Source organism: Steroidobacter flavus, from assembly GCF_042651805.1.
Classification (GTDB): Bacteria; Pseudomonadota; Gammaproteobacteria; order Steroidobacterales; family Steroidobacteraceae; genus Steroidobacter; species Steroidobacter flavus.
Genome location: NZ_JBHSDU010000014.1, coordinates 75190 through 98648 on the forward strand (window position 1 = coordinate 75190; position 23459 = coordinate 98648).

Annotated in this window: 20 protein-coding genes; 8 read left to right on the forward strand and 12 right to left on the reverse strand. The window is 61.8% G+C overall.

The genetic code is table 11. The features are described 5' to 3' along the window. Positions 1-3: 3 nt before the first annotated feature. A complete protein-coding gene (locus tag ACFPN2_RS23165) occupies positions 4-627 on the reverse strand; it encodes a VOC family protein (RefSeq protein ID WP_380601030.1) in 624 nt (207 codons plus the stop codon). Positions 628-777: 150 nt separating this feature from the next. Here ACFPN2_RS23165 and ACFPN2_RS23170 point away from each other — a divergent pair, with 150 nt between their 5' ends. Then, positions 778-1242 (forward strand): DUF3237 domain-containing protein, encoded by a 465-nt coding sequence (locus ACFPN2_RS23170; protein WP_380601032.1) that lies wholly within the window; start codon positions 778-780, stop codon positions 1240-1242. A gap of 22 nt (positions 1243-1264) precedes the next feature. Here ACFPN2_RS23170 and ACFPN2_RS23175 read toward each other — a convergent pair whose 3' ends face one another. The 6 genes from ACFPN2_RS23175 to ACFPN2_RS23200 form a co-directional block, all read right to left on the reverse strand. Then, complete coding sequence (locus ACFPN2_RS23175) at positions 1265-1975, reverse strand: 2-oxo acid dehydrogenase subunit E2 (RefSeq protein ID WP_380601034.1); 711 nt, start codon at positions 1973-1975, stop codon at positions 1265-1267. Continuing rightward, positions 1975-2940 carry an alpha-ketoacid dehydrogenase subunit beta gene (locus ACFPN2_RS23180; RefSeq protein ID WP_380602813.1) on the reverse strand — a complete coding sequence of 322 codons (966 nt, stop codon included), beginning with the start codon at positions 2938-2940 and terminating at the stop codon, positions 1975-1977. Before ACFPN2_RS23180 ends, ACFPN2_RS23175 begins: the two co-directional genes overlap by 1 nt. Positions 2941-3002: 62 nt before the next feature. After that, positions 3003-3986, reverse strand: a complete 984-nt coding sequence (locus ACFPN2_RS23185; protein WP_380601036.1) for a thiamine pyrophosphate-dependent dehydrogenase E1 component subunit alpha — start codon at positions 3984-3986, stop codon at positions 3003-3005. 15 nt (positions 3987-4001) lie between these two features. Beyond that, complete coding sequence (locus ACFPN2_RS23190; protein WP_129780891.1) at positions 4002-4229, reverse strand: biotin/lipoyl-containing protein; 228 nt, start codon at positions 4227-4229, stop codon at positions 4002-4004. Between the two features lie 23 nt (positions 4230-4252). Continuing rightward, a complete protein-coding gene (locus tag ACFPN2_RS23195; protein ID WP_380601038.1) occupies positions 4253-5461 on the reverse strand; it encodes an alpha/beta hydrolase in 1209 nt (402 codons plus the stop codon). 69 nt (positions 5462-5530) lie between these two features. Further along, positions 5531-6400, reverse strand: coding sequence for a helix-turn-helix transcriptional regulator (locus tag ACFPN2_RS23200; protein ID WP_380601040.1), 870 nt, complete (start codon positions 6398-6400; stop codon positions 5531-5533). A gap of 198 nt (positions 6401-6598) precedes the next feature. Between ACFPN2_RS23200 and ACFPN2_RS23205 the strand changes: the two genes are divergently transcribed. Continuing rightward, positions 6599-7450: an IclR family transcriptional regulator gene (locus tag ACFPN2_RS23205; protein ID WP_380601042.1), complete on the forward strand. Its 852-nt coding sequence runs from the start codon at positions 6599-6601 to the stop codon at positions 7448-7450. On the opposite strand, the gene ACFPN2_RS23210 is transcribed toward ACFPN2_RS23205, so the two are convergent. Next, positions 7435-8442, reverse strand: coding sequence for an aldo/keto reductase (locus tag ACFPN2_RS23210; protein ID WP_380601044.1), 1008 nt, complete (start codon positions 8440-8442; stop codon positions 7435-7437). The genes ACFPN2_RS23205 and ACFPN2_RS23210 overlap by 16 nt on opposite strands. A gap of 202 nt (positions 8443-8644) precedes the next feature. Between ACFPN2_RS23210 and ACFPN2_RS23215 the strand changes: the two genes are divergently transcribed. The 3 genes from ACFPN2_RS23215 to ACFPN2_RS23225 are packed head-to-tail and all read left to right on the forward strand — an operon-like array spanning position 8645 to position 12001. Next, entirely contained in the window at positions 8645-9826 is a 1182-nt protein-coding gene (locus ACFPN2_RS23215; protein WP_380601046.1) for a CaiB/BaiF CoA transferase family protein, read from the forward strand. Between the two features lie 16 nt (positions 9827-9842). Then, complete coding sequence (locus ACFPN2_RS23220; RefSeq protein WP_380602815.1) at positions 9843-10790, forward strand: hydroxymethylglutaryl-CoA lyase; 948 nt, start codon at positions 9843-9845, stop codon at positions 10788-10790. Beyond that, complete coding sequence (locus tag ACFPN2_RS23225; RefSeq protein ID WP_380601048.1) at positions 10775-12001, forward strand: NAD(P)/FAD-dependent oxidoreductase; 1227 nt, start codon at positions 10775-10777, stop codon at positions 11999-12001. The genes ACFPN2_RS23220 and ACFPN2_RS23225 overlap by 16 nt, the downstream gene beginning before the upstream one ends. A gap of 144 nt (positions 12002-12145) precedes the next feature. Here ACFPN2_RS23225 and ACFPN2_RS23230 read toward each other — a convergent pair whose 3' ends face one another. The 4 genes from ACFPN2_RS23230 to ACFPN2_RS23245 form a co-directional block, all read right to left on the reverse strand. Continuing rightward, positions 12146-13831: a tannase/feruloyl esterase family alpha/beta hydrolase gene (locus ACFPN2_RS23230; protein WP_380601050.1), complete on the reverse strand. Its 1686-nt coding sequence runs from the start codon at positions 13829-13831 to the stop codon at positions 12146-12148. Then, positions 13831-16488, reverse strand: a complete 2658-nt coding sequence (locus tag ACFPN2_RS23235) for a TonB-dependent receptor plug domain-containing protein (RefSeq protein ID WP_380601052.1) — start codon at positions 16486-16488, stop codon at positions 13831-13833. Before ACFPN2_RS23235 ends, ACFPN2_RS23230 begins: the two co-directional genes overlap by 1 nt. A gap of 195 nt (positions 16489-16683) precedes the next feature. Next, positions 16684-17850: an L-rhamnose isomerase gene (rhaI, locus tag ACFPN2_RS23240; protein ID WP_380601054.1), complete on the reverse strand. Its 1167-nt coding sequence runs from the start codon at positions 17848-17850 to the stop codon at positions 16684-16686. A gap of 21 nt (positions 17851-17871) precedes the next feature. Continuing rightward, positions 17872-19989: a bifunctional rhamnulose-1-phosphate aldolase/short-chain dehydrogenase gene (locus ACFPN2_RS23245; RefSeq protein ID WP_380601056.1), complete on the reverse strand. Its 2118-nt coding sequence runs from the start codon at positions 19987-19989 to the stop codon at positions 17872-17874. 94 nt (positions 19990-20083) lie between these two features. Here ACFPN2_RS23245 and ACFPN2_RS23250 point away from each other — a divergent pair, with 94 nt between their 5' ends. Genes ACFPN2_RS23250 through rhaT form a run of 3 tightly spaced genes read left to right on the forward strand, consistent with a single transcriptional unit; the run spans position 20084 to position 23447 of the window. Then, the gene (locus tag ACFPN2_RS23250; protein WP_380601058.1) at positions 20084-21496 is read left to right on the forward strand and encodes an FGGY-family carbohydrate kinase; all 1413 of its coding nucleotides are present in this window, start codon (positions 20084-20086) and stop codon (positions 21494-21496) included. Then, positions 21493-22386 carry an L-lactate dehydrogenase gene (locus ACFPN2_RS23255; protein WP_380601060.1) on the forward strand — a complete coding sequence of 298 codons (894 nt, stop codon included), beginning with the start codon at positions 21493-21495 and terminating at the stop codon, positions 22384-22386. Before ACFPN2_RS23250 ends, ACFPN2_RS23255 begins: the two co-directional genes overlap by 4 nt. Beyond that, complete coding sequence (rhaT, locus tag ACFPN2_RS23260) at positions 22386-23447, forward strand: L-rhamnose/proton symporter RhaT (protein ID WP_380601062.1); 1062 nt, start codon at positions 22386-22388, stop codon at positions 23445-23447. Before ACFPN2_RS23255 ends, rhaT begins: the two co-directional genes overlap by 1 nt. The last annotated feature ends 12 nt before the right edge of the window (positions 23448-23459 follow it).

The following is a 23459-nucleotide window of genomic DNA, read 5'->3' on the forward strand; positions in this document are numbered from 1 at the left end:
GTGTTACTTGTAACGTTGCCGCTGCTTGCGGATGAACGCGACCAGCTCGGCGGTCACATCCAGACCGCCGCGCTGTGCCGCTTTCTTCGTGTCGCACCAGGCCTTCAGGTCGGCCTGGCCCTGCGCAGTGTGGAAGTTCCAGTCCTTATCCAGCGGCGTGGTGATCTCCAGGCGAATGCCGTTGGGATCGTAGAAATAGATGCTGTAGATGAGCCCCTTGTGATCGGTGGGACCGACCACCTCGACGTCGTTGCTCACCAGCCAGGCGTGCCAGCGATCCACTTCGGCGCGATCCTTCGCCTGCATCGCGAAGTGATCGAAGATGTCATAGGCCGGATGAGTCACGGCGGGACGTTGTGGCAGTCCCGGCGCCTCGAAGAAGGCGATGGTCGAGCCGTCGGCCATACGGAAGAAAATATGGAAGTATGGAAACGGGTCGCCGGTGGACGGCACGCGGTCGTCGTACACGGTGCTCGCGAGCTCCATCCCCATTACGCGCGTATAGAACTCAGCGGTCGCTTCGACGTCGTGCGTCACCCAAGCCGCGTGATTGAGCATCAGTGGCGTCAGCCCCGGATTGGCGGACCGCGCCACGCGTGCTACTGATTGTTCCTTCGTTGCCGACATACCCAAGCCCCCTCTCGTCTGAGCCGTTCGCTGTTTTCAGGTGCTACCGTAACGACCTTGGGCCGTGACAGCTGTCCCCGTGCGATGGGACCGCTGCCGGGCCGGTTGTTGCGGCATCATCGATCCCGGGCCTGCTTCACGGAATTCGCCATGAACGACATCTCTCTGCGCCACCTGTTCACGCTGACCGCCCGAGTCACCGACCCGCCCGTGCTCGTTAGCCCGACGGCAATGGGCTACCAGCGTCGGATCATGCGCGTCAGCGGCGGCGAGTTTACGGGCGAGCGTTTGAGCGGCATCGTATTGAGCGGTGGCGCCGATGCACTGATGATCCGGCCGGATGGCGTACTCGCACTCGACGTGCGTTTGATGCTGCAGACCCGCGACGGTGAAACAATCTATTTCACCTACACCGGACGACGCGGTGGTTCGCCCGAAGTCGTGGCGCGCATTCATCGCGGCGAACTCATTGCGCCGGGCGAGGACTACTACCGTATCGTCGGGTCGTTCGAGGCGCCGACCACGACGCTCGGCTGGCTCAACGACATCATGATCGTCGGCACCGGTCGGCGGGAACGCGATGCTGCCGTCTATGAGATCTACGAAGTGCTGTGAGCAGCGGGCCAGCGGCACCCGCTCAACTCTCGGCTTCCGAACGCCACGCATCGGCATCCTCCAGTCGGCCACGCAACACGCCAAGGAAACGCGCGGCCAACGCGCCGTCGATCAACCTGTGGTCAGCGGTCAGTGTCATTTTCATGAGTCGCCGGGCAACGAAACCGTTGCCGAGCGGTACCGCCGTCGGCACGACCGCGGCCACCGCCAGAATCGCGGACTCGCCGGGATTGACGATCGCGCAAAACTCATCGACACCGAACATGCCGAGATTGGACACAGTGAAGGTGCCGCCCGTCATGTCCGCCGCTGAAAGTGTGCGCGCCCGCGCGGCTTCCGCGAGCCTGCGCACTTCGGCACTCAGCTCACGCAATGACAACCGCTCGGCCTGCCTGATCACCGGCACTAGCAAACCGCCATCGACGTCCACCGCCACACCGATATTTACTTCGGCGCGGGGCCAGATCGCCCGCCCATCGGTGTATGCATTCAACATTGGAAACTCGAGCAGCGAGCGGGCAACAGCCGCGAGCACGAAGTCCGTGATGCTGTAGGCACCGTCGGCGCGCTCTTTCGCTTCAGCTCGCAATTGCAGGAGCTGCGTGACATCTGCGACGACGGTGACAGTGAACTGCGGCACCGTGGTCGCGCTCAGCGTCAACCGTTCCGCGATCGTTCGACGTAATCGGCTCATGGGAATCGCCGTGACTGCCGACGTGTCGCTATTGTTCATCACGACTTCACCAGTGCGCGGACGGCGGAGACCACCGCCGCAACGTCGGGTATCACGCGCTTCTCCAGATCCTCCGCATAGGGAATCGGCGTGCGTGCGCCGCCCAGTCGTTGAGGCGGTGCCTTCAATGAACGCCACAGCCGTGACGCAAGCTGTGCGGCCAGCTCTGCACCGAATCCATACAGCAGCGGCGCTTCATGAGCGATCAGCACGCGCCCGGTGCGTGTGACCGAAGCGACGATTGTTTCCATATCCAACGGATAGAGCGTGCGCGGATCGACGACTTCGATCTCGATCTGTTCGGCGGCGAGGATCTCTGCCGCTTCAAGCACTCGCTTGCGCATCAGCTGAGTCGCGACCACTGTGACATCTTTACCTCCACGCACCACCGACGCACGGCCGAGCGGAATCGGCTCCGCAGTCACCATACCGCGCTCGTTGTAGAGCGCTTTGTGCTCCAAGAAGATCGTGGGGTTGGGACTCGCGATGGCCGACAGCATCAACCCATAAGCATCCGCCGGCGTGCCGGGCACCACTACTTCCAACCCCGGGATGTGCGCGAACAACGTCTCGAGCGATTGCGAGTGCTGCGCGGCCTTGCCGATACCGGAGCCGCCGTTGGTACGAATCACCAAAGGGATCTGGAACTGGCCGCCGAACATGTACCGCGCCTTGGCGGCCTGATTCACGATGGCATCCATCGCGAGCAACATGAAATCCGAATACATGATCTCGACAATCGGCCGCACGCCACGCGCAGCTGCGCCAACGGAGGCCGCAACGATAGCTTCCTCGCTGATCGGAGTATCGCGCACCCGCGCGGCACCGAATTGTTCGAGCAAGCCCTTCGTGACTCCGTAGATGCCTCCGCCTGTCCCCCAGCGCGTCAGATCTTCGCCCATGACGAAGACGCTTGGATCGGCGCTCATCGCATCGCGCAGCGCTGCATTCAGGGCACGCCACATCGGCACCGGACGGCTGCCAGCGGCAGCCTGGGATACATCAACAGCCGCAGCAGCTACTACGCTCACGCAATCACTCCTTCCGCCGCTTGCCAGGTATCGACATCAGTGAACGCCCACTGCGCCGTCGGCGCCGGCGACTGCCGCGCCATGCACTCGGCATCATCGACCTCACGTTTTATTTCGGTGCTCATCTCATCTCGCTCGTGCTTCGTGAGCAGCCCCGCAGCGACGAGTGTGTTCGCCAGCCGATCGATGGGACATTTGGCTCGCCACTCGTCGACCTCGATGAGCGCGCGATACATCTGCGTGTCATCGGCCATGTGACCGAGAAACCGATAGGTATCAGCGACGATGAGCGTCGGACCACCCTGGCTTCTCGCGCGCGTCACGGCCGCGACCGCGGCGTCGTAAACCGCAGCCACATCCATACCGTCTACGTCGACAGCAGGCACGCCGTAAGCGGGACCACGCCGGCTGATTTGCGGCTGCGCGAACATGCGCTCGATGGCTGAAGACTGTGCGTAGTGGTTGTTCTCGCAGACAAAGATCACCGGCAGTTTCCAGATCGCCGCGAGATTCATGCTCTCGGCCAGCACGCCCTGGTTGGATCCGCCGTCGCCAAAATACGCGACCGCGACTTCGTTCCTCTTACTCACCGACGCGGCAAGCGCCGCGCCCGTCGCAAGCCCGATGCCCGCGCCGACGATGCCGTTGGTACCGAGAATACCCAGCTCCTGCACGCCGATATGCATCGAGCCGCCCTTGCCTTTGCAATAGCCGTCGGCGCGCCCGAAGATCTCCGCGAGCGTGCGCCCTGGATCGGCGCCACGCGCCAGACAATGCGCGTGGCCGCGGTGGTTGCTGGCGATGCAATCGTCCGGGCCCAGCGCCATCGATACGCCAACTGCCACTGCCTCCATGCCTACCGACGGATGCGTGGAGCCACGGATCAATTTCTCCTCGGCGAACCCCTTCAGACGCTGCTCGAATTCGCGGATCAGCAGCATCATTCGCAGCGCCGCCCGACCGTGTTCGCGTAAATTCATTCGGACGCTCTCCTGTCAGGCGACACGTGCGATGACGGCATTCAGCTCGACCACGGAGCTGGGTCCGACGAGGATGCTCACCGTTCCCGCGGCGGGCGATTCGATCTGCACTCGCACCTTGGCGGTTTCCAACTCCGCGATCGGTTGCCCGGCCTGCACGCTCGCGCCGTCGGCAACCAGCCATTCAACGAGGTCGGCCTCGCTCTCCTCGCCCAGCACCTGCTCGGTGACAATTACATCCACGCTTGCCGTCCTCTCAATTGCGATCAGCTGCCGACATCGAAGCCACGCGCGCCCGACCAGTCGAATATCTGCCGCATGGCCTGTTCGAGCTGGTCCGGCTGCCCGGCGTAGTAGTGGTTCGCCCCTCGAATCACGGTGAACGTCTTGTCCTGTGTCGTTGCCGCGTCGAACAGCATGCGCGAATGCGGCTGCGGCACGGCGTCGTCCGCCGAGTTCTCCATCACCAGCAACGGCACACTCACGCGCTTGGCGCACGCACACGCGTCTCCGCGACTGTCCTCGATGGACCATTGCGATAGCCACGACCGAAGTGTCGTGAAGCGCGCCAGACCCACTGGCCCGTTGTTCACGGTCTCGGGTACACCGAGGTAGCACCACTTGGGACGACGATCGTTCGGATCCAGAGTGCTGTCGAGATAGCGCGGATCGGCCATCGTTCGATGAGTGATCAAGCCACGCTCGACTTCGCCGGTGCCACGGCTCCGTAGATCCGCAAGCGTCTGCTTCACGCGCGCAGTGATTGCTCGCATGCGATGCAGCTGAGCAGCGCGATACGCACGGATGAAATCCGCCGAATACGGCGGTTGATTGGGATTCTTCGGATCGTAGATATCCAGCTCGGAGTTACGCCGGTCGGGGTCGTTCTCATCGAGCACCGACGGATCGATAGAGTCGAGCAAGAGCTGCGCACGCGAGACGTGCGCGGCTTGGAAAATCACCGCATCGGCTGGAATCAGACGCGCGGAACGCAGATCGATTGCATCTCCTGCCGGCGTGCGCTCGATACTTGGCCGCTCGGCCTCGGCCTGATAGCACATCGCCAGCGCGCCCCCGCCGCTCCATCCGGCCAGCACGATCTTGTCGTAACCCAAAACTTCGCGTGCGTAATGGATGTAAGCCCCGAGATCGACCAGCACGTTCTCCAGAACGCCAGCAGTATCGTTACGTGCGTATCGGCTACCCGCGCACAGTACGTGAGCGCCGCGCTTCGCGAAGGCCCGCGGCACGGGCAATAGCTGCAGAGTGGATGACGGATGCATGAAGACATGCAACGTGCGGGACGGACGATTGCGAGGGCGGATCAGCACGCCCTCCAGGTTGACTACGTTCTGGCTGCCTGAGAACCCGTAGGTCTCTACGAAGGCCGGCGTGCCACCGTGCGTGACATGCACCCAATCGAATTGCAGCTCGCTGTCGGCACGCGGAGTCGGCGATGTGGGGATGTTGAGCATGGCGCAACCTTAGCCGCCACCACTGGACACTTCCGTCCCCATCCCAAGGGACAGCGGCCTCGACGGCCATCAGGCGTCGTGCCGCTCCACTCTTACTGCCGCCGTCCGCGCCGCTTGAGCCGGCAGAGAGCTCCATAGTGCGAGATACCACAACAGCAACTCGCGATGACTGCCGAGCTGCAGCCGCTGGTACGCGCGTTTACGGTACGTCATCACTGTCTCCTCGCCGATACCCAGATCGAGCGCGATGCCTAGCGAGGTCATGCCGTACAGAATGCGTGCGCACACCTCCGCTTCGCGCCGGGGAAACTGCTGTGGCGCCTTGAGTAAGCAGGCTTCGATCTCGGCCAGTGACGTCAGTGCACTTGCCAGGCTGGACTTCTGCCAGCGCACGCCAGCGTTCTTCGCGATCAGCGACAGCAGCGTGCCGGAGACGACGTCCAGCTCCTCAATCTGACCCGCAGCGAACGGACCGCGTCGGTCGGAGCGCAGGATGCTGACGCCGAAGGCCATACCGGCCGACGCACCACAGACCAGCAAGCGATCACGAATGTGAGTGCGGCCGTATAGGATGTCGCGCAGCTCGAGGTCTTCCAGCGTGCGCACGTCGAGACGCACTAAACTTGGCCGCGGGGCGTCCAGTCCACGCTGAGCTTCGCGAAATGCCGGGTCACGGCGCCACCATTCGCGTCCAATGTAGATGCTCGCCTGACGGCGTGCTGTGTCGGTACCGTCGAGGCTGACGGCCGTGAACTGTACCGGCTCCTCGGCGGAGCCGAGTTGGAAGATGGAGCAGTGTTCGGCACCACAGAGGTGATGCAGATAATCCATCAGGCGAGATTCGAATGTAGGCTCACCGATAGAGCTGATGAGCTGCGACAGGTCTCCCGCCGCGACTGGCGCGGCGGCATGCTCGAGCGAATACGGATTCGCAGCCATTCCTCACCCCCTTGCCCGCGCGGCCCTGTGGAGCTCCGCCGGATGTCTCACAATATGAAACACTTTACTTCGTGCCTGCTTTGACAGGTCTACGGTACCGACCATATGCTGAGTTCGCCGCGGTGTAAAGCACGCGGCGATGGGTTTCATGGGTTCCGTGAATTTGTTTCCTAATGTGGAACACACACGAGGAGCATCGTGGCGGGGAAGCCTCGGGGTGGCCGCTCGCAAAGTCTGGGTCGGGCAATCCTGCTACTGCGACTGGTGGCAGCGAACGCCGCACACGGCGCACGCCTCAGCGATTTAGCGCGGCGAGCGAAGCTGTCCAAGCCGACTGCGCATCGGCTCCTCTCGGCCTTGGAACGCGAGGGACTGATTCACCGTGAAGAAGATTCGACGAGCTATCACCTCGGCCCGGAAACATTCGTACTCGGTATGCTCGCAGCCGAGCGTTATGGCATCCATCGTACGGCGCTGCCGGCACTGTATCGGCTTTCCGCGATCTCTGGGGATACGAGTTTTCTAACAGTGCGAAGAGACTGGCAGTCGGTGTGTCTGCACCGGGAGGAAGGCGCGTTTCCGATTCGGACGCACGCACTGAAAGTCGGCGACCGGTTGCCGCTCGGCATCGGCGCGGGCGGCATGGCCATTCTGGCCGCTTTGTCAGATGAAGAAGCTGAGGCGGCCATCGACGCGAACGCCGCCGAGATCGCGACTCGTTATCCAGGTTACTCGCCCGACGTCCTTCGACGCGACCGTGAGCTCGCGCGCCAGCAGGGTTTCGCATTCAATCCGGGCCGCCTGACCGCCGGCAGCTGCGGTGTTGCCGTCGCCGTGCGCGATGCGCGCGGCGAATGCATCGGTGCCTTGTCAGTCGCCGCCATCGAACAGCGTCTAGATACAGAACGCCGACAGGAGCTGGCAAAGATGCTCCGCGCCGAAGTGGCACGTCTGGAATCGCAACTCGCGCGCCCGGATGGCGCCAGCCAGACTCCGGCGCCGCGCTCCGAACGCGAGCACGGCGCCGGCATGCATCAGCGTCGGACTTGATCCAACTGTGCTTTGGAATAGCGGTCGCCCGCCGTTCCACCGATAGGCGCCGCCGCTTCGAGCTTGCGGATGTCCAGCTCGGTGAGCTGCACATCCACCCCGCCGAACGTGTCTTCCAACTCGACCAGCTTGCGTACGCCAGGAATCGGAATGATGTCGTTTCCTTTCGAGAGCAGCCACGCGATGGCTATGCGCGCTCCGGTGGTGCCGTGCGCACGCGCGACCTCGAGCACTGCTTCGACCATCCGGTAGTTCTTTTCAAAATTGCCTTCGTTGAAGCGCGGATCGAACCCGGAACGGCGCAGGTCTCGTTCGCCGAGATCCTTGGTCGAGGTGATGGCACCGGTGAGAAAGCCGCGCCCGAGCGGAGCGAACGGCACGAGCGCGACGCCCAGCTCGCGCATCGTCGGCAATACGTCCACCTCGACACGCCGCTCCCACAATGAATATTCCGACTCCACGGCGGCGATGGGATGGATGGCATGCGCTCGACGCAGCGTATCCATCCCCGGCTCCGACAGGCCGAGGTAGCGAACCTTGCCTTCTCGAACCAGCTCGGCCATCGCACCCACGGACTCCTCGATGGGCACATTCGCGTCGACCCGATGCAGATAATAGAGATCGATGTAATCGGTACCGAGCCGTCGGAGCGCCTCTTCGCAGACGCGCCGGGCATTCGCCGCGCTGCCATCCTGCCCGGTCACCGAACTCCCGTCCTTCGCGAAGGTGAAGCCGTACTTGGTCGCGATCACCATCTGCTCGCGCTTGCGCCCTTTGAGCGCGCGACCTATCTGCTCTTCGCTACGCCACGGGCCATAACACTCGGCGCTGTCGAACATCGTGACGCCCATATCCATCGCCCGATGCATGATCGCCAGCGCCACGTCATCCTCGACGTAGCCATAGTCCCCGAGAGGCGTGCCGGACAGCGGAGAACAGCCCAGCCCCAGCGCCGACACCTGCAACCCCTGCCCCAGCGTTCGATATTTCATTGAGCCCCCTCGATGGCGTCGACCGTCACTAGAAATTCCGGCGCCTGTACGACGCCGCATGAATGGATATCACATTCGTGATCGAGCACGCTGTCCCTCCGGCACGGGACCTTCGCGCGGCGCTGAACTCCGCGTCCCCCGTCCCGGGGACTGTGGCACACAATACTCACCGGATAGGCTGACACCATCAGGAGTAACAGGAATGAGCGTGGACGATTCGAGCGCATTGCCGCTCAGTGGCATTACCGTCATCGAACTCGGTTCGCTGATCGCCGGGCCCTATGCGGGCTCGTTGTTCGCGCAGTTCGGCGCGGAGGTGATCAAGGTCGAACCGCCGGGCGGCGATCCGTTGCGCACGTGGCGCAAGCTGCACGGTGACACGTCGCTGTGGTGGTACGTGCAGAGCCGGAACAAGAAATCCGTGGCGCTGGATCTCGCCAGCACCGACGGCCAGGCGGCGTTGAAAAAGTTGGTCGAGCGCGCGGACGTCGTCATCGAGAACTTTCGCCCCGGCACTCTGGAACGCTGGGGTCTTGGCTGGGCTGAGTTGTCGCAAATCAATCCGAAGCTGGTGATGCTGCGTGTCTCGGGCTATGGCCAGGACGGCCCGAAGCGCGACCTGCCCGGCTTCGCCGCGATTGCCGAGGCTGTGGGCGGCCTGCGTTACGTCACCGGTTTCGCCGATCGTCCGCCAGTGCGTACGGGCGTGAGTCTTGGCGACACGCTCGCAGCGCTGTACGGCACGATCGGTACGATGGTCGCGCTCCATCACGTCAAGAACGGCGGCGCGGGGCAGGTCGTAGACATGGCGCTCAATGAAGCCGTGTTCGCCGTCATGGAATCCCTGGTCCCGGAATATTCCACCCAGGGCTTCATCCGCGAACGCAGCGGCGCGAGCCTGCCCGGCATCGCGCCTTCCAATACCTACGAATGCGCCGACGGGCGACACGTGGTGATCGCAGCGAACGCCGATTCTCTGTTCCAGCGACTGATGATTGCCATCGACCGGGAGGATCTGGCCAAGGATCCTGGCTTGCAGCGAAACGACGGCCGCGTCGCGCACGCCGATGAGCTCGACGCGGCCATCAATGCCTGGACGTCCCGGTTGCCCATCGACGAAGTCGTGCGACGACTGGAGCTCGCTGCCGTGCCGGCAAGCAAGATTCATTCGGCCGCCGACATCGTCAACGATCCGCAGCTGCAGGCCCGCGGCATGCTCGAATCGGCTCGGTTACCCGATGGGCTGCGCCTGACGATTCCCGGCATCGTTCCCAAGCTTTCCGCAACTCCGGGCCGGACACGTTGGCTCGGGCCTCGGCTCGGCGCGCATTCGGAAGAGATTCTGGGTGCCCCGCCGCCCGTCCTCACAACCAAACCCGACTGAGAGTGCCGTGCTCGACTTGTCGCCCAGACACATTCACATCCAGGATGTAGCACCTCGAGACGGGCTGCAGATCGAGCCGCGACCGATCGCCACGCGCGAGAAAATCGAGCTGATCAACGCGCTGTCGCGCGCCGGCCTGGCAAAAATAGAAACAACGTCGTTTGTTTCGCCTCGTGCCGTGCCCTCGATGGCGGATGCGGAAGCCGTGCTGACCGGTATCGATCGAGTCCCCGGTGTCGAATACGCCGCCCTGGTGCCGAACAGCCGCGGCGCCGAGCGTGCGCTGGCCTGCGACCTGGACGAACTGAACCTGGTGATGTCGGCCAGCCGTACCCACAGTCAGGCGAATCTGCGGATGACGCCTGAGGATTCATTGTCCGAGTTCGCGAAGATCGCCGCTCTGGTCCGCGATCAAGTGCCGCTCAATGTTTCTATCTCCACCGCATTCGGCTGCCCCTTCGAAGGCCGGATCGCGGCGGCGGACGTTTTCTCTCTGCTCGATCGCATCGCTGCGCTCGGCATGGAACGCGTCACCCTTTGCGACACCACCGGCGTTGCAAACCCTGCGCAAGTGCTGTCGATGAGTCAGAGCGTGCGACAGCAGTGGCCTTCGCTCCGATTGACACTGCACTTCCACGACACCCGTGGCATGGGGCTCGCGAACGTGCTCGCGGGCATCGCCGCCGGCGTCGATCGCTTCGATACATCGCTTGCCGGGCTCGGCGGTTGTCCCTTTGCACCGGGGGCCAGCGGCAACGTATGCACCGAAGACGTTGTCCACATGGTGCACGCAATGGGATTCACGACCGGCATCGATCTGGCGGCACTGCTGCAACGGGCGCAAGCCATGCCGGCTTTAGTAGGTCATGACGTCGCCGGTCAGGTTGCGAAAGCCGGTCCGGCAGACCGTCGCTATCCCTGGCCAGCGACGGAGCGGAGCTCAACATCATGCAAGCCGGCGTAGTCATCGTCGGAGCGGGTCACGCCGGTTTGCAAGCCGCAGCGTCGCTGCGGGAACAGCAATACAGTGGACGCATCGTGATGATCGACGCGGAGCCACATCCGCCCTACGAGCGTCCGCCCCTCTCCAAGGGATATCTGCTCGGACACACTCCCGCCGCGCGGCTCGCATTACGCCCTGCAACGTTCTATGCGGATAGAAACATCGAACTGCTGTCCGGCAGACGCGCAACGGCAATCGATCGGCTTCGACGTGAAATCATCCTCGACGACAGCAGCATCGTTACTTACGAACGCTTGATCCTGGCCACCGGCGCCCGAAATCGCGCGCTCGCAATCCCCGGCATCGATCTGGATGGCGTCTACTACTTGCGCACGCTCGCCGATGCAGACGTGCTGCGCGAACAACTGCAGCCAGGCAAAGACGCGATCGTCATCGGCGCCGGCTTCATCGGGCTGGAGTTTGTGGCTTGCGCGACCCGACTTGGCATGCGCGTCACCGTACTCGAGCTCGCCAGCCGGCCGATGGCCCGCGCCGTTTCGAGCGGCATATCGAGCGTCTGCGTCGATGAGTACCAGAAGCTCGGCGTGCAATTGCGGTTCAACACGGACATCGCTGGTATTCTCGGTGCGAACGGACGTGTAGTCGGAGTGCAGACGCGCGGTGGCGAAACTTTCGCAGCTTCGCTCGTGCTGGTCGGCGTAGGCGTGACGCCTAACACGGAACTCGCTGGGGCTAGTGGCCTGATGGTGGACAACGGTATCGTCGTGGACCAGCACCTGCGCACCTCGGACCCGCACATCAGTGCCATCGGCGACGTCGCGGCCTATCGCAGCGATCATGCGAACGGCTCTCTCATCCGCCTGGAGTCGATTCAGAACGCCTCCGATCAGGCACGCTGTGTAGCCGCCGATATCGTAGGAACGCCGCAACCCTATCGCGCGGTGCCCTGGTTCTGGAGCGATCAGGCACACCTGAAATTGCAGATTGCCGGTCTCGCGCTCGCGACCGACCAGAGGGTAATGCGTGGCCAGCCGAACGGCGCAACTTGTGCCGTCTTACATTTGCGCGCTGGCCGGCTGGCTTGCGTAGAAACGATCAACCGCCCCGCTCTGCACCTGCTCGCACGGCGGCTGATTGCAAGCAAGGTTGCGCTGACTCCTGAACAGGCCGCCGACGAGAGTTTCGAGCTGAAGCAGCTGCTGTCGGCGTAGCGGCCCCCCGAGATGACCTTGGCATCGATATTTTCCTGGATGGCCGCCCGGGCAGCCGCGATGCCGGCGTCCGTCATACCCGCAGCTTCGGGCGACTGAAGCTTCCAATTGAATGTGGATGATTTGCTCGCTGTTGTCTCCTGGCTATCGCAGGTAAATTGATGCTGGCCGTTCGTACTTGGGGATGGGCGCGTTGACGCAAGCGAAGCTCGTGGCGGCGTTCGGATCGCCCTTGCCTTGGTAGCGCGCAACCTTTGGGAACGCACAGATCGGTCGCGTGCCGCCGAACGCTTCTTTTATCGCTCCCCACTTCACGGCCTTCGGCGATGCCGTCCCCTCGCCTATCATTACATCGGGCGCTTCACCCTTCTCGCTCCAGCGATCAAGCGCGAGCAGCAGATCGTTGTCGGGTGTTGCATCCGTGCCTTGCGGAAGCTCGGGCCCCTGACCGAAAAAGCCGATGCCTGGACCGCCGGCGCAGTGCCCGAGGCCAGGGACCATGAACAGGCGCGCGAAGTTAGATTTGTCACGGCCATCCGCACGCATTCGCTGGTAATAGTCCAAGGAGTCCGTTGCAGTGATTAATCCATCGGCCCACCCGTGATAGATGATGAGCTTGCCGCCGCGCGCCGCGAAGCGCGAGAGATCGGGATCCATCGCATTCACTTCTACGGCGAGCGCATCATCCATCGCAGCCATGTCACGATCGAAGTCAAAGCTCTCCGCAGTACGCTCCGGCGGCAGCGTCCAGTGATTGATATTGAAATTGTCCGACAGTGGCGTTTCGCCGTACACGGCCATGATCTCGCGTTCGGCGCCGCGGACGTCGCCGAAATAAATCATCTCGCCAGTGCGCGGATTGCGCGTTCCGCTATAGATCGTCTCGATCGCGCGCACCTGAGTATCAGTCAGACACGAGTCCGCCGCTGCACCCGGCTTGCACGCCAGCTGACGCGGCGACACCGTGCATTGCAGAGGATTGGTGAGAAAATTGTCGCCCGGCGCGCCACCGTCACGGCCCGCGCAGGCCTTCACGATTGTTTGCTGCCAGGTGCTCATCAGCGCCGGCGGGATCGCAGCGCCTTTCTCATTACCGAGCTTGCGGAGTGCCGCGAATCGGCTGTGAAGGTGCGTGCGATTGTGAGCAGGCGCGCCGGCGATGATGCCGTCATAGTCTTCAGGAAATTTCTGCGCCTCCGTCAGCGCCTGATGCCCGCCGGTCGAGCAGCCAACGAAATAAGCCTTGCTGGGCTTCCTTCCGTAGAATCGCAAAACAACGTCCTTCGCAAGCAAGGTCATCTCGTGCGTCGCGCGGAATGCCCAATCACGGATCGCCTCGGGACGGCCATCACCGAAATTGAATCCGATGCCCGGCTGACCTGCCGGATAACTGCCCATATCCGTCGTGACTGTGGCAAAGCCGCGGCGAAGCCCGCCTGCAAGCGATGCGGGTGAGATCTTGCCCGCAGCGCCGCCGTTGCCGGTGCCCAAAAGCTTGCCATTCCATTGCTCCGCTGCCGGCATCCAGACTTCAATCAGAATTCGCGACGACGGATGCGGACTCGCCACCGCGAATACACGGCAGAACGCAGGCAGGCCGGTGAGCTTGAGACCCTCTGAAGCGTTGTAGTCGCCAGCAGGAATGGCTTGGGCCAGAACGACGGTCGCGTTACCGATGTGCGTTCCGTTGCCCATGCTCTCGCACGCGGGCGCGGCCGCAGCCGGCGACATCGCACCGAGCAACTGAGCGGCTACCAACGTTGTGACACCAAGGATGAGCTGCAAGGCTCGAACGGATGAGCCACGCAGGGTCTTGCTACCACCGATCATCAAAGTTTAATCCGCAGGCCGAGCTGAATGAGACGACCGAGCGTCGATCCATTCGTGAACCCGCAACTGGCCGGGCTAAAGCACCCGCCGCTGTAAAACGGTGGATCTTCATTGAACAGATTCGTGACGTTCAGCGACAGATTGAGATCCTGGTGAACCCACGCTTCCGGCAGCTTATAGTTGAAGAACAAGTCGACCGTGGTGAATGAGTCCACGTGATTCTGTTCCTCGGGGAACGGATTGTTGGGATCCGCCGCCACCACAGGATCGATGTCGTAGCCGCCGCGGTGGTTGAGTGAGGCCGAGGCGTTCAGATTGCCGACCTGAGCGCCAGCCGTGAGGATCAGTGACAGGCGGCTCGTACCAGGGTTATCGAGGTACTCCACGAAAGAAGCCCCGGGAACGAGTGCTCTGTCGCGATTGAGCGTGTAGGTTCCCCCCAATCCAGCGTAGATGAGGCCGAAGCCGACGGAGCGGTCATAGCTGACATTGAAGTCGATACCGTCAGTCTTGATCTCGCCCAGATTCTGAACTCGATAATCAAAAATCGCGGTCGTTGGCGAGAACAGGCAGGTCAGCGATACCGGAACCAGCGGCGGGAAGGGAGCGACGGATCCCAATTCAGCGGTGGCTTGCGCGCAAGGAACATTGTCCCTGAAGAATGGCTCGAGCTCCGGAGAATACGGTTGACCCGCGAGCAGTCCGATGACTTTCTCGAGGTCGATGTTGTAATAGGTCGCGCTCAGCGTGAGGCCAGGAACGACCGGAGGCTGGAAGTCAGCACCCAGCGACCAGGTGGTTGCGGTCTGCGGCTCCATATCCGCGCCGCTGTTGCCTGCGATTGCGATCGCCCAGGGCGCGGTTTGTCCGTAAGGCAAGGCAAAGGAGAAAATACCGCCCCCAGCTTCAACCCCCGTCTTGTCCACCAGGCTGGGCGCATTAAAGGATTTACCCCAATTGCCGCGCACCTTGATCCAGTCGAGCGGTTCGTAAGTGACACCGAGCTTCGGATTAAACGTGCCGCCCACGTCCGAATAATCATCGTACCGCCCGGAGGCCGAGAAGGTCAGTGAGTGAACTCCTGAGATCGCATTGCCAGCGCCAACGATCGGCACGGCGATTTCGGCGAACACTGATTCGATGTCACGATCCAAGCGGACGGTGGGCGTGGTGCCCTCCGCGCCAAACGCCGTCACGCCGTTGTGCGAATCGTGGTTCTCCTTCATATATTCAGCGCCGATCGCGAGCCGTACGTTGCCACCCGGAAGCTGGAAGACCGACCCGTCCAGGATCGCGCGGTAGTTCGACAACCTTTGTTTGCCGACAACGAGGTTGTGCAGTGAAGCTGCCGCAAGCGCCGCCTCAGAATTGCTGCGAAGGTCATAGGGATTAAGAGTGGTCTGCGCGACCGGAACATTCACGGTGGCGCTGCTGACCTCGGTTTCGCTGCGACCGAAATTCGCCAATGCGCGTAGCTGCCAATTCTCGCCCAGAGCCACCGTGACTGTGGGTGTGATTCCATACGATGTCAGGGTATTTGTCGCCTGCTGGTCGATCGCCCCGAGGAAGTTGGTGCGAACGGTCTGTGATGTCTCACCCGCGATCGGGTCGAAGAATGGATTCGCCGCAGTGATTGCCAGGTCACGAGCATCCAAACCTGGTAGCAGTGTCAGCTCTCGCCGAGCGTAATAGCCACGGACGTCCAGCGTAACGGAGCTCGTGATTTCCTGATTCAGGCTTCCGAAAACATTGTGTCGCGTCTGCTCTGGCCAAAGACTGACCTCATCGGTAGTGTCGCAACTCGTCATCGTGCCCGGTGTCAAGCTGCCCGTATTGGGACCTGTGTTCGCGTATGTCGTACCGTTCGCAAGGATCGTTCCGGCCCCGCAGTAGCCCGAATTTGGAGTGACCTGGCGCAAGTAATCCCGGTCCTTGCCAAGGATCGAGTCATTGTGCGCCCAGGCGTACGACACATAACCTGAGCCGCTGCCCCAATCCTTGCCCGCCGTGACATTTACATCAGCGGGCTGGTAGTCATCCGCGAAGCCGGTCCGGCCACTGACTTCGAGCCCGTCGAACCTCCGTTTCGAAATGTAGTTGATAACGCCGCCAATAGCGTCCGATCCATAGATCGAAGAACCGCCGTCTGGAACGATGTCGATCCGTTCCAGGACGCCTGGCGGAATCACGTCGGGATCCGGCGTGGATTGCAGCGCTCCGGCGCCCACTACACGATGGCCGTCGATGATCACCAAAGTCGTCGAAGTGCCTGAGGCACCGAGATTACGAATGTTCGGGCGGATGAGTGCGAGGCCTGCATCCAATGCCGTTGTCGGCGTGTTGAGGAAGGCGCTGCTGACTTGCGGAACCTTCGTCAAAATCTCGTTGGCGCTGGGTGCGCCTGTCGCGATGATTTCCTGCTCCGACATCGATACAACATTTGTGCCCACAGGCGCGATGCCGCGCAGCTGAGTGCCGGTAACGATGATCTCTTCGAGGTCCACCTGCTCTGCCGGCGGCGTCGCTGCGTCTTGCGCCATCGCCAGCGATGAGAACTGCGCGAGCAGTGCCAGGGCAGCTGTAGTACGGCAGAGCAGAGATTGGCTGCAGCCCGGTACCACCAATGCGTGCGAAGCACGCGAGGAGCTCTTCTTCATCTGCATTCCCCTGAAGGCGCATGGGGCGCCCTTTTTTTGCCCAGCATTCGGCTGAGTCTGTAGTCGTATCTCGGGGAGTTGCTCCCAGGAGCGATATATTCCCCCCCACCTGAATGCAGCGTACTTCGGTGGGAATTGCTTCGCTTTGGTCGCAGGGCACTCGACTTTGTACTCAGAGCACGGGATATTCCGGCATCACGCTCCCCACCCCGCCTGCTTCCCGATAGCCCGATCCCGCACGATTCGCTCTGCATACCCGCTTGCCGCGTAAGCCGCCAAGGGCTTGGCCGGCAGCCCACGAGATTCGCGCCACTCGGAAAGATCCCGACGAACGTCGGTGTAGAACGCGTCCATGAAGATCTCATTCGCGCGCAAGACATTGCCCTCGCGCTGAGCCGCTTCGAGGGCGACGCGATCGACCAGTAATGCGCGAGCCGTCATTTCCTGGACGTTGAGCACCGAGCGGATCTGCCCTGGAATCTTGTCCTCGATGTTGTGACATTGATCGAGCATGAATGCGACTTGCGACTGCCTGCCGTAGCCCCCGCCGCGTATCACTTCGAAGAGAATCCGGAACAGTTGAAACGGATCGGCCGCGCCGACGATCAGATCGTCATCGGCATAGAACCGGGAATTGAAATCGAACGAGCCGAGCTTGCCGAGCCGCAGCAGCGTCGCGACGATGAACTCGATATTCGTTCCCGGCGCGTGATGACCGGTGTCCAGGCAAACGACCGCCCTGTCACCGAGTGCCATCACCTGCGCATAGGCAGTGCCCCAATCCGGCACATCCGTGTGATAGAACGCCGGCTCGAAAAACTTATACTCGAGCACGAGTCGCTGCTGGCCCGCGAGCCGGTCGTAGATCTTTCGAAGCGAATCGGCGAGCCGATCCTGGCGTGCGCGCATGTCATCCTGACCCGGATAGTTCGTGCCGTCCGCCAACCAGATCTTCAGATCGCGCGATCCGGTCGCATGCATAATGTCGATGCATGCAAAATGATGATCGATCGCCTTCTGACGAATGCGCTCGTCAGAGTGCGTGACGCTGCCAAGCTTGTAATCGTCGTCTTGAAACGTGTTCGAGTTGATCGTGCCGAGTGCAATGCCGTGCTCTTCGGCATGTCGGCGCAATGCCCCGTAGTCATCCACCTTGTCCCAGGGAATATGCAAAGCGATGGTCGGCGCAAGTCCCGTGAACTTGTGAACTTGCGCGGCGTCCGCGATCTTCTCGAAAGGATCGCGCGGCACGCCTTTCTGCATGAACACCTTGAAGCGCGTCCCGGAGTTGCCGAACGCCCACGACGGAAGTTCGATAGCCTGCTCGCCCAGACGGGCGGCGATCGCTGAGAACGTGCTCATACAGAATCTCCGCGTTTTCGATCAGCGAGTGAACGCCTGAGCGTTACCGGCATCGACATTGAGGATGTTGCCGGTCGACTTCAAAGAGATCGAAGAAGCGAAATACCACACCGCCTCCGCGATATCTTCCGGCAGAACGTTCTGCTTGAGCATGGAACGCTTGCGGTAGAACTCCTCCAGCTCATCGCCCGGATCGATTCCATACGCACCGGCGCGCTCCTTACGCCACTCCCCGTCCCAAATCCTGGAGCCACGAATGACAGCATCCGGATTCACCGCGTTCACGCGAATGCCGTGCTCGGCGCCTTCCAGCGCGAGGCACCGCGCGAGGTGGATCGATGCCGCCTTTGCCGAAGCATACGCCGATGCATTTGGTGTGGCCGCAAGCGCGTTTTTGGATCCGATGAAGACGATGGAGCCTCCGCGCTGCTGCTTCATCAGCGGAAATGCCGCGCGAGCAGTGAGGAAGTACCCCTCGGCAAGCACATCGTAGTTCTTGCGCCACAAGGCAATCGTGGTCTCCTCGATCGGTGCGGACGAAGCCAATCCGGCGTTCGAGACCAGGATGTCGAGGCCGCCGAATTCCCTGGCACACGCATCGAAGGCGGCCTGCACCTGATCTTCCTGAGTGACATCGCACAGCGACGTTCGCACCAGGTCCTGGCCGTACTGCTGAGAAAGTGCCGTGCCCACGCGGGTCAGCGCGTCCAGATCGCGATCAGTGAGCATCACGCAAGCGCCATCGGCCAATAAACGTCTGGCGCTCGCCGCCCCGATGCCTCCAGCCGCCCCCGTCACCAAAGCGATCTTGCCCACCAGCGGCTTGGGCTTCGGCATACGCTGCAGCTTGGCCTCCTCCAACGCCCAATATTCGATGTTGAATGCCTCTTGCTCATCGAGCCCGATATAACGCCCGATCGCCTCAGCTCCTCGCATCACATTGATTGCGTTTCCGTAGAACTCTCCTGCCAGTCGGGCAGTGGTCTTGTCCGCGGCAAAGGTGATCCTGCCAACACCTGGTACGAGGACTACGACAGGATTTGCATCGCGCATCGGCGGATCTTTTGGGCCCGCGCAGCGCTGATAGTACGCAGCGTACTGATCGCGATAGGCGCTCACCGCCTTCGCGAGATATTCGGCATCGTCCAGCCGAGCCGGATCCAATGTCAGCGGAGCGATTTTCGTCCTGAGAAAGTGGTCGGGACACGACGTGCCCACGCGCGCAAGCTCTTCGAACTTGGCGGAGCCCACGAATTCGAGCGCCTCCGCGTCATCGCTGAAGTGGCCCACCTTGAATTGCTTTGCGCTCATCAGCCCCCGCAGGCGAGGCATGAGTTGAGCGGCAATCCTGGCGCGGTCATCCGCAGGTTGCGCGCTCACCTTGACACCGCCAAACGCGGGATGTTTCACCAGGCGCTGGTTGAGATATTTCGCGGCGCCGGCGATCAGATCGATGGTATTTTCATAACACGCTTTGGAACTATCGCCCCAGCAAATGATGCCGTGGCCCGCGAGCATGACGCCGCGCAGTCCCGGGTTGTTGGCGACGTAATCGCGCAATCGCAACCCCAAATCGAAGCCCGGCCGCTTCCACGGCAGCCATCCGATCGCCCCGCCCCAGATCTCTCGTGTCGCCGCCTCACCGCCCGACGATGCGGCCAACGCAATGATGGCGTCCGGATGGACGTGATCGATGTGCGCGAATGGCAGATAAGCATGCAACGGAGTATCGATCGAGGCTGCGCGAGGATTCAGATTGAATGTGCAGTGGGGCAGGAAGCCGACCATCTCGTCTTCGTGCTCGACGCCGCGATATAACTTCTCCAAGCGCAACAGCTTGTCGAGATAGAGCGTGGAGAAGCCATCCAGCTTCATCGAGCCGATGTCGCCCCCCGATCCCTTGACCCATAGGACCGTCGCCGATTCGCCGCTCAACGGGTCCTGCTCCTGCAGTTTGGCGGACGTGTTGCCGCCCCCGAAGTTCGTGACGGTGAGATCGGAGCCGAGAAGATTCGATCGATAAAGAAGGAGTTCAGCTGCCTTGAGCCCCTGTGCGCGCTCATCCGACCAGCGGCTGCTTGGAACCTGAAAAGGCAATGCGTTCACCGTGGAGCCCTGAGGGGACCGCGTCGTGCTCATGTTCTTACCCGTCGTTGATCGATGGAGGCATAGCATAACGACTAATCGATCATTTACAATCAGTATTGATTGTTTGTAGTCACGAGGGGGCTGTTTGAACGCGCGCTGCATCCTGGTCTTCGACGTCGGTAAAACCAATGCGAAGCTGACTTTATGGACCCGCCAGGGTCAGCCTTTGGCACGACGGGTCCGACGTAATCGCGATGCCGCCGTCCCCGGATACCGCTCGCTGGATGCCGAGGGCATTGAACATTGGCTCGCCGAAACCCTGGCTGACTTCGCCCGACAGGCGAGCATCGGCGCCATCATCCCCGTTGGCCACGGTGCCGCGGCCGCCCTCATCTATGAGAATCGATTGTTTTCGGCACCGATGGACTACGAGCACGAAGTTGATGCTTCCGTACGGGCAAGCTATTTATCGGAGCGCGATCCGTTCAGCGAAACGGGATCCCCTGCGCTGCCTCAAGGATTGAACCTCGGCACGCAGCTATACGATCTCGAACGGACCGCCGGCGCCTGGCCTGAAGATCTTCAGATCCTGCCTTGGCCGCAGTACTGGGCTTGGCGCTTGACTGGCATCATGGCGAGCGAGGTCTCCAGCCTGGGTTGCCACACCGATCTGTGGAATCCCCACAAACATGAATTCAGTGGACTCGCTCAACGCAGGGGCTGGGATCAGCGCTTCGCGCCGCTGAATCGTGCTGGCGCGCCGCTAGGCGTGATCACGCCGGAGTGGTCGAAGCGCACCGGGATTCCACAGGATTGTGTTGTTTATTGCGGCCTACACGACAGCAACGCTGCGTTACTCGCGGCACGCGCCCATGCAGATGGGCAGGACCGGGACACCACCGTGCTCTCGACCGGCACGTGGTTCGTGGCCATGCGCGTACCGGCTGCCAACACCGAACCCGACTTGGCCGCTCTCGATGAGACGCGCGATTGCCTCATCAATGTGGACGTGGACGGCCGCCCGGTCCCCTCCTCCCGTTTCATGGGCGGCCGCGAAGCGGAAGTGATGGCACAACTGAACAGCCATGCACTCACCACGAACTACGACCCGCAACGTCTGATCGATCGGATTCCAGAGCTGCTCAACAGCGGGACATTCGCACTGCCTTCGTTTGCAAGCGGTTGCGGACCTTTTCCGCGTGCCACTGGCGGCTGGCGAAGAAAGCCGGGCGATCCAGCGGACCAGCGCGCCATCGCCGGCCTGCATCTGGCGCTGCTGGCTAACGCCTCACTGGATCTGATCGGCTCGCGCGAACGCTTGATCATCGAGGGGCGCTTCGCCGAGGCAGTGGTTTTCATACGCGCCTTGGCCGCGCTTCGTCCACAACAGCAAGTGTTCGTCTCGAATGCGCATGATGATGTGCCATTCGGCGCCATGCGCCTCATCGAGCCTACGCTCAAGCCTTCTTCGGCACTCGTGCCAGTTGAGCCGTTGGCCGTAGACTTTTCGGAATATGCCCACGCATGGCTCGATCACGCGCAACGGAGTGCGGCATGAAGGCCGCCTCCGCGCTGGACTACCGCGAGATCGCCCGCCGCCGGTTACCAAAATTTCTTTTCGAGGTTGCAACGGCGACTTCCCAGCCGCTCTGGTTTCAGCTCTATGAGATCCGCGATCGAGCCTTCATGCGAGATCTGCTTCAACAGGCGCGCGAGGCGAAGTGTTCCGCACTGGTCTTTACGGTCGACATGCCCGTGCCGGGATCCCGGTATCAAGATTATCGATCCGGGCTCGCGGGCGCGCCCGGTGTACGCGGCAGCTTGAAACGCACATGGCAAGCGATGCTGCGGCCGAGCTGGGCTTGGGATGTCGGCATCCGCGGTCGACCACACAGTCTAGGAAACGTTGCGCCCGTGCTGGGCAAGAACACGGGACTGGAAGATTTCTTCGCGTGGATGCGAAACAACTTCGACCCAACCGTGCACTGGCGGGATCTCGAGCTCATACGTTCCGAGTGGCAGGGCCCGCTCATCATTAAAGGCATCCTCGAGAGCGAGGATGCCGTCGCCGCCGCCGACCTGGGCGCCGATGGAATCGTAGTCTCGAATCATGGCGGTCGGCAGCTCGACGGTGTGCCCTCCACGGCCACAGCGCTACCGTACATTGCAGACAAGGTCGGCCACCGCATGACCGTGCTGGCCGATAGCGGCATTCGATCCGGACTCGACGTCATACGATTGCTCGCGCTCGGCGCGAGAGGCGTCTTGCTCGGGCGCGCGTGGGTATACGCGCTCGCTGCCAACGGCCAAGCCGGCGTCGCTCATGTTTTAAAACTGATCCAGGCTGAAATGCAGGTGGCTATGGCCCTGACGGGCGTCACCAATATTCCCGCCATCGATCGCAGCATTCTCTTCCAAGCTTCGACAGCACTCGCGGAGAAGACTTAGTGAATCCTTTGCTCGGAGTATTCTTTCACTGGTTGGGTGGACTCGCGGCCGCGAGTTTCTATGTACCGTACAAGCGGATCCGCGGCTGGTCATGGGAAATCTTCTGGCTTACCGGCGGCATCTTCTCCTGGATCGTCGCCCCGTGGATATTTGCTTCCCTGCGCACCAATGATTTGTTCGGCGTGCTGGGCGCAGCGCCGGGGAAAACTCTGTTCTGGTGCTGGTTCTGGGGTGCAATGTGGGGCTTCGGCGGTCTGACCTTCGGCCTCACCATGCGCTATCTCGGCTTGTCACTGGGCATGGCCGTGGCGTTGGGCCTTACGACCGTCATCGGAACGCTCGGACCGCCGATTTTCCACGGCACATTGTTCGAGCTCGCGGCAGTCACCAGCGGCCAGATTACCTTTGCTGGAATTCTGGTCACGTTAGTCGGCATCGTGATCGTCGCCAAAGCGGGTCAGGCAAAAGAACAGGAGACGCCCACGGCCATCTCCGGCGCTGGCGTCGCCGAGTTCAATGTCAAGAAAGGCCTCGCGATCGCCGTGTTCTCCGGCGTCATGTCGGGCTGCTTCGCGTGGGGGCTCGATGCCGGACAGCCCATTCGCGATCTCTCGTTGGCCGCTGGCACGGATCCGCTCAGTCAGGGCCTGCCGGTGCTATGCGTCGTGCTGGCGGGCGGGTTCACAACCAATTTTGTCTGGTGCCTGGTTCTGATTGCGCGTAATCGATCAGCCGGAGAATTTTTTGGCAGAGTGGCACCGGAGCACACCGGAGCGAAATCCGGCTTGGTTCGAAACTACTTGCTCGCCGCTCTCGGCGGCTCGCTGTGGTACTTCCAGTTCTTCTTCTACACCATGGGCGAGAGTCAGATGGGACGCTACGGATTCTCCAGTTGGACGCTCCACATGGCATCGATCATTCTCTTTTCGACGCTGTGGGGATTTGCTCTGCGGGAATGGAGCGGCTCGAGCGGACGAACTCGAAACCACGTCAAGCTCGGCATCGGCACACTGATTGGAGCAACCGTGGTCATCGGCGTTGGAAACTATCTCGCCACTTAGGCAGCGGCCGAC